Genomic DNA, 5,980 nt, shown 5'->3' with positions numbered 1-5,980 from the left:
TCTAGCAGCTCCCGGAATGTGGTCTCTCCCGCTCCACCATGGGCGCCTAACCAGTACGGACCAATAGATGACGCGGGAAACCGTTCGAGCCGTCCGCCGCCGACCGGTGCAGAAATACCCTGCTGGGGCGCCTGCGCTCCCCGAAGCGCCGAGGGCGGCTCAGGAAGGGTCTCATCCAGGAGCGAGACCGTCTGAGCCCCCGTTCCGGGCGCGACGAACACTGTCCACCGATTGCCCATCTAGGCTCCCAAGTTGAATTCAATGCACTGAGGTGCATTCCCGTGGATCATCCACGAAATTAAGTTGAACATGTTCAACTATAGGCAGTTTCGAGCTATGGTGTGCAACCGTAAGCAATTTTTTCCCACTCCGATGTACCGGAGCCGCTGTGATCGCTGGAGCGCTCTCTATGACTGAGTCGCTGGACAGAATCTTCAACAGGCTGCCCGAGCGACTCACCGCGGCCCAGCTGACCGAGGTGCTGGGGCTGTCCAGTAGCACGGTGACCTACCGGTGGCTGAGGGATGGGCGGGTGCCAGCCATACAGCTGGGTTCGCACTGGATCATCCTCCGGGACGACGTGAAAGAACACCTGCGTGCTCACTACAACGTCTCTCAGCAACCAACCTCGGAATGAGGGGCACCGACTGATACGAAAGGCATTCCCATGGCGCAGGCGCTCGACCGTCCGCGATGCACCGCGACGATCAACGACAACGACACCGTTGAAGTCTCCGTCGACGGTGTGGTGACCCCCCTAAATTCAATGGACGACGCCATTGCTCAACTAACCGAGACCGCGCGTATCTTGGGTCGGCCCGTCAAGGTCGTAGCCGTCGACCCATCTTCGGCGAACGAATTCGAGACCTACCTGGTCGTTGGGCCTGACGGGGAAGTCTCCACCGATGCGACGCCCACTCGCCTACCCCGGACCGGGCGTCGAGGCAGCCGTGCGGTCAAACCTGGAGAGCTCGTGCCCGCCGAGTCGGCCCCGGAATCACTGCTGAGCGAGTCCGAAAGTTCCTCTCATAAAAAAGCTGCCTCAACATCTTCCACCATCGTTGCGCCGACTCTCAAGAACGCTTCGCAGTCCCGTCCCGTGCAGGCAAAGTCAATGCCCTCTAGCGCCCCGGTGCCGCAACCATCTGACACGACAGTCTTAGACATCGACTCCGCCCCCAGCTTCATAGCCACCGACAGCTCTCTGGACGAGGCACCAGCCACCCACGGTTGGCGCGGGATGCTCAACCGCATCGGGCTGCATCTGACCCCTGGGCCTGGGGAAGTAGCGGAACGAGAAGACCTGGCCGCGGTCTCACGGCACTGGATCGGTTCCCGCACCATCGCAGTGGTCAACCAGAAGGGCGGTGCCAACAAAACCCCCACCGTTGCCCTGCTCGCCGCCCAGTTCGCCCGCCACGGCGGGGCGGGCGTGCTCGCCTGGGATAACAACGAAGCCATGGGATCCCTGGGCTGGCGTACCGACGGCGCCGGCCACGACTCCACCGCGCTGGACCTTCTCCACCACGCCGATCACTTCCTTACAGCCGAAGCCAAGGCGGCCGAGTTAGCTGCCTTCGTCCACCATCAGGCGTATGACGCCTACGACGTCCTGCGCTCTGACGAGTCACCGTCCAACACCCACGAAATTACTGGCGTCGAGGTGGACGCCTTGCACCGGGTGGCCGAGAAGTACTACCGGCTCGTCATCATGGACAGCGGCAACTCCACCCGGGGCGAGAACTGGGCGCACATGATCGCTCACACTGATCAGATCATCATCGCCACCACCACCGAGTCCGATAAGGCCCAGGGCGGGGTCAACGCCCTCAAAGCCCTGCACGCTGGAGGCCCCCATGCCAGGGAACTGGCCCGCAATGCCGTGGTGGTCATCTCCGAGCTGATGCCCTCGCACAGCACCAAGGCCCAAGCCATCACCGAGGAATACGCCCCGTTTGTGCGTGAGGTGGCCATCGTCCCCTTCGACCCGCACCTGGTGCAGGGCCGCATTCATCACCGGCAACTACGTCCAGCTACCCGCAGGGCCTGGCTCCACGCCGCGGCCCTGGCCTCCCAGGGCTTCTGATGGCCAGGCCCCACCCCCGAGCCCTCGGCGGCGCGGCGCTGCTTCTCCTTGGCCTTTTGGTGAGCATCATCATGGGCTTAGCCATGCTCGTGACCACCCTGGCCGAGGAGGAAGACACCGCGAGCCTGTCCACCAGCTGCACTGCCACCGCCGTCGGCACCAACGAGAAGGGCAATGTGGTGTCCGTGCCAAACGGCTGGGGACCGCTCGTGGACGCGGCCGCCAACCAGGCCGAACTGCCGGCCAGCCTGGTCGCCGCACAACTGGCGCAGGAGTCCGGGTGGAACCCAGATACCACCAGCCCCGTCGGCGCCCAGGGGCTGGCCCAATTCATGCCCGCGACCTGGGCCACCTATGGCAACGGCGGAGACCCCTTCGACCCCGAAGATGCCATCGCAGCCATGGGCCGTTACATGGCAGCCCTGAAGAAAGAAATTCAGCCCATCGCCGGGGACAATCCGGACGAACTCGTGCGCCTAACCTTGGCCGCCTACAACGCCGGACCCGGTGCGGTACAAGAGCACCACGGCGTCCCGCCCTACCCGGAGACCCAGCAGTATGTTGAGAAGATCCTCGATGGCGCCCAGTCCACCTTCTCCACCGACTGCAAGGCCCCCACTGGGGCCCGGGCCTGGGACGGAGGCCTCGGCGACGGTGAGTGGACCACCCCACTGCCCGGGGGCGTATTCACCTCCGGCTACGGCGGGCGCGCTCTAGCCGGAGTCCCCGGTTGGGCCAACCAACACGAGGGCGTGGACATCGCCACCCCCGGGGCCGGCAACAACAGCGGCGGAGTCGTCGTAGCCCCCACCGGCCTGCGGATTACCGGGTTCAATGCCACCGACGGATGCGTCATCGCCAAGGAGAACGGGCTTGACCCCGATTTCGGATTCGCCTTCTGCCACCTGCACTCCTGGGACGTGGCCAAGGGCCAGAAGCTCAAACGCGGTGACATCATCGGCGTCGAGGGCAACCGCGGACGCTTCGGCATGGCCACCCACCTGCACCTTGAGATCTACAAACCTGACGCCCCCGACCTCGTCTTTCCCTACCAAGGGCACAACCTCGACCCCCAGCCCATCCTCAAAGAGAAAGGTGCGTGGCCGAGATGATGCGCCACCCGCTGCGCCTCGCCGCAGCCTTGTTGATGTGCGTGTTGCCGCTTGCCGCTTGTGGCTCCAGCAACGAAGCCCAGCAAGTCTTCCAAGAAGCCACCGCCTCCCCCACGGCGCGACAGCTAGGCGAGGGCACCTTCGCCACCGCGGATAACGCTGACCGCACCGATGCGGACTCCACCGCCGAGGTCACCGCCCTGATGCTCCACTCCTGGGACACCGCCAGCGACCGCACCGAAACCGCCGCAGCGATCCGTACCCAGTCGCTGATGTCCCCTGACTGGGCCGCTCACCAGGTTGAGCCCGAACGTAACGCAGCAGGCGCCCCATGGCTTACCGCAGCGCAGCACGAGAGCTACAGCACGCCCACCATCGTCCCCGTTCACGGTGACATCAATCAGGACATCGCTCCGGACAAGGCCATCCGCGCTTACACCGTGGAATGGGCCTGGAATACCCGCGACGGAGCCACCATCCACGAAATGGATCGTCGGCAGGTCACCCTCTACCTCGAAGAGCGCGACGGCCAGTGGGAAGTCGTCGGCCATCAGTCCCGCCACATGGGCGACGCCCAGCAGGTAGATGGTAGATGAACGAAGGAAGTTGGCACTGCCGTTGTGATTGGGCCGGACTCCTTTAACTACTGTGTGGAGTCGTCCTGAGAGGAACTTTCCTTCTTCTCGATGACCTCAAGGATCGCCTGAAGCCCTTCAGGATCAATCTGGCCAAGGGCTCTCGCCGCGAAGTTGCGCACCTCGGCTCGTCGGAGGGCGCGCACCGTGGCTAGTTCCTGCTCGACCTGCTCAGGCAACGGGCCGTTCTCGTGCACCAGATATCTGGGGTCCACTCCGAACACTTCCCCCAGCGCCCGGAGCAGTTTCTCATCGGGGCGCACCCGGGTGTCGGCCGTCTTCAGGTAGTGCCATTTCGTGCGCGACATAGCCACACCGCGGTCTTTTATGCCTTGCTGGATCGTGGTGAAGTCGTAGGGATGGCCGGTTTCGGTGCGCAGGGTGTCCAACAGCAGGTTGATTTTGTCGGCCAAGATCTGGGCTGACCGTTCCCGGTTGGCGTCCCCCACGTCTTTTCTCCTCATGTCACGATCCAGGCGTAGATGCTGCCCAGGAAGGCTAATCCGTAGATGAAGCCTGAGATCACCTGGTGACCAGTGTGGTCCTGGAGCCGGATACGGCTCCAGCACACCACCAGGCCCACCGGAACGAACAGCAGCCCGACAACACCCCAGGATGTTGTCAGGGCAACAATAGTGCCGCCCATCATCATGCCGTGCCCGGAGATCTTCCACCACGGACTCACCACAGCGATCACCAACCCGGCCAGGAACGTGGCCACCAGCAGCGCCACAATCTCGATCGGTCCCCGCAGCAGGATCGCCGCCGTGAGGTAGCTGAGGACCAGCACCAGCACTCCGGCCATCACCGGGCGGCGGTGCTCCTTCACGCTCACGTGGTGGTCGGTGAGGACCCCTCGGCGCACCAGTATGAGGACCACGGCCAGTGGAACCCCGCACACGATCAGGGCCGCGCTGATTCCCCACCACAACGAGGCGGCAGAAGGGTGCGCCCCCCAGGGCAGCGCGATGAGCAACGCCGCCAGCAGCACAGGAGGCTGGAAGGCTTCCGTGGCGGTTCTCTCCCAGCGGGGGACGACGATCGAGGTGCTCATGATGTGAGTTCAAATCTCCTCTCGGCGGTCTGCAGGGCACACCGTTGTTTTTCCGACAGGTCCATGTTCTCTGCCCGCAGGGCGTCTTCGACGGCAATGACGGCACTGTAGAGAACTTTCTGGGGATCAGCCGACAGGGCACTGCGCCAGCCCGGAGGGCGTCCACCAGGGCTCCACCGGTCAGCGTCGAGTTGGGCCCACACCGGGGCGATCCTCAGGATGTCCATGCGCAGACCCATTTTCAGGCGTCGGCCTTGGGCGTAGAGACCCAACCACGCCACGGCCAAGCACACCAGCACGGCCCCGGGCAGGAAGACCGGCGCGAACGAGGCTCGCATGGCCGTAGCTACAGTATCCCAGGTGCCTGAATACCCGAGGACTGCATAGCCGGCCTCAAGCGTGCAGCCGAGCACGAGCAGAGAACCTCCCACACCCAGGCCGAGCAGAGCCGGCCACAGCAGACGGTTGTGCTCCGGCTGGCGCAAGGCGAGTTCCTGGAAGGCGACACGGGCAACATCGGTGGCGTTCCACGCTCCCATCACCATGATGAGCAGCGTGTAAACCAATGTGCCGCCCTGGGCAAGGTGGTCCGGGATGAACGCTCTCGAGGTCGGGTCCCGATCGATTGAGAAGAACGCTATCGTCAGCCCCAGCAGTAAGGTACCGCCAATGGCGGTCTCCCACAATGTCCGCGACCGGCTCCAGTCCCTGCACTGCAGGGACTGGACGAGGGCCGCCCGCAGGCACCATACGGCGCTAAGCGCGAGCAGGCTGCGCACCAGGTGGAAGATGTTCTCTCCACCCAGCCACGCATCCACGCTCCGTTCGGGAACCATGACCCCGTTAGCCGAGAAGGCCAGCGCCGCCAACGCCGTGCCCATCCAGACGAAGTCCACTTGGCGTCGCCGCGCTACTCGTGGCAGACGAACGACCACCGCCACGACGGCGAAGATGCAGGCTACGGTTTTGAGCAGACTCAACACCGCACCAAGGCCCATTAAAAGGCCTCGAGCAGAGGATCCACCCGCCGGGTCAGTCTGGCGGCCAACCTCGTGGCGGCGTTCTCTGCCGCGATCTCCTGGGCTGTCCAGGT

Annotated in this window: 7 protein-coding genes; 4 read left to right on the top strand and 3 right to left on the bottom strand. The window is 64.2% G+C overall.

Features of this window, described 5'->3' with window-relative positions; genetic code table 11:
- Positions 1-409: 409 nt before the first annotated feature.
- The 4 genes from Q4E95_RS10520 to Q4E95_RS10505 are packed head-to-tail and all read left to right on the top strand — an operon-like array spanning position 410 to position 3,794.
- A complete protein-coding gene (locus tag Q4E95_RS10520) occupies positions 410-637 on the top strand; it encodes a helix-turn-helix domain-containing protein (protein WP_303383262.1) in 228 nt (75 codons plus the stop codon).
- Positions 638-667: 30 nt separating this feature from the next.
- Positions 668-2,086, top strand: coding sequence for a ParA family protein (locus tag Q4E95_RS10515; protein WP_303383261.1), 1,419 nt, complete (start codon positions 668-670; stop codon positions 2,084-2,086).
- Positions 2,086-3,198: a transglycosylase SLT domain-containing protein gene (locus Q4E95_RS10510; RefSeq protein WP_303383260.1), complete on the top strand. Its 1,113-nt coding sequence runs from the start codon at positions 2,086-2,088 to the stop codon at positions 3,196-3,198. The genes Q4E95_RS10515 and Q4E95_RS10510 overlap by 1 nt, the downstream gene beginning before the upstream one ends.
- A complete protein-coding gene (locus tag Q4E95_RS10505) occupies positions 3,195-3,794 on the top strand; it encodes a hypothetical protein (RefSeq protein ID WP_303383263.1) in 600 nt (199 codons plus the stop codon). The genes Q4E95_RS10510 and Q4E95_RS10505 overlap by 4 nt, the downstream gene beginning before the upstream one ends.
- 47 nt (positions 3,795-3,841) lie before the next feature.
- Here the strand turns inward: Q4E95_RS10505 and Q4E95_RS10500 are convergent, their stop codons facing one another.
- The 3 genes from Q4E95_RS10500 to Q4E95_RS10490 are packed head-to-tail and all read right to left on the bottom strand — an operon-like array spanning position 3,842 to position 5,867.
- Positions 3,842-4,282, bottom strand: coding sequence for a hypothetical protein (locus Q4E95_RS10500; RefSeq protein ID WP_303383259.1), 441 nt, complete (start codon positions 4,280-4,282; stop codon positions 3,842-3,844).
- Positions 4,283-4,293: 11 nt separating this feature from the next.
- Positions 4,294-4,887: a hypothetical protein gene (locus Q4E95_RS10495; protein WP_303383258.1), complete on the bottom strand. Its 594-nt coding sequence runs from the start codon at positions 4,885-4,887 to the stop codon at positions 4,294-4,296.
- Positions 4,884-5,867: a hypothetical protein gene (locus Q4E95_RS10490; protein WP_303383257.1), complete on the bottom strand. Its 984-nt coding sequence runs from the start codon at positions 5,865-5,867 to the stop codon at positions 4,884-4,886. The genes Q4E95_RS10495 and Q4E95_RS10490 overlap by 4 nt, the downstream gene beginning before the upstream one ends.
- Positions 5,868-5,980: the final 113 nt, after the last annotated feature.

Origin of the sequence: Kocuria sp. (assembly GCF_030536815.1) — a bacterium.
Classification (GTDB): domain Bacteria; phylum Actinomycetota; class Actinomycetes; order Actinomycetales; family Micrococcaceae; genus Kocuria; species Kocuria gwangalliensis.
The sequence above is the reverse complement of the archived record's forward strand: the minus strand, read 5'-3'. Positions and strand labels throughout refer to the sequence as shown.

Coding starts and splice junctions, on each gene's coding strand:
- Q4E95_RS10495 (WP_303383258.1), bottom strand. CDS start 4,887: ATGAGCACCTCGATCGTCGTCCCCCGCTGGGAGAGAACCGCCACGGAA.
- Q4E95_RS10515 (WP_303383261.1), top strand. CDS start 668: ATGGCGCAGGCGCTCGACCGTCCGCGATGCACCGCGACGATCAACGAC.
- Q4E95_RS10520 (WP_303383262.1), top strand. CDS start 410: ATGACTGAGTCGCTGGACAGAATCTTCAACAGGCTGCCCGAGCGACTC.
- Q4E95_RS10510 (WP_303383260.1), top strand. CDS start 2,086: ATGGCCAGGCCCCACCCCCGAGCCCTCGGCGGCGCGGCGCTGCTTCTC.
- Q4E95_RS10505 (WP_303383263.1), top strand. CDS start 3,195: ATGATGCGCCACCCGCTGCGCCTCGCCGCAGCCTTGTTGATGTGCGTG.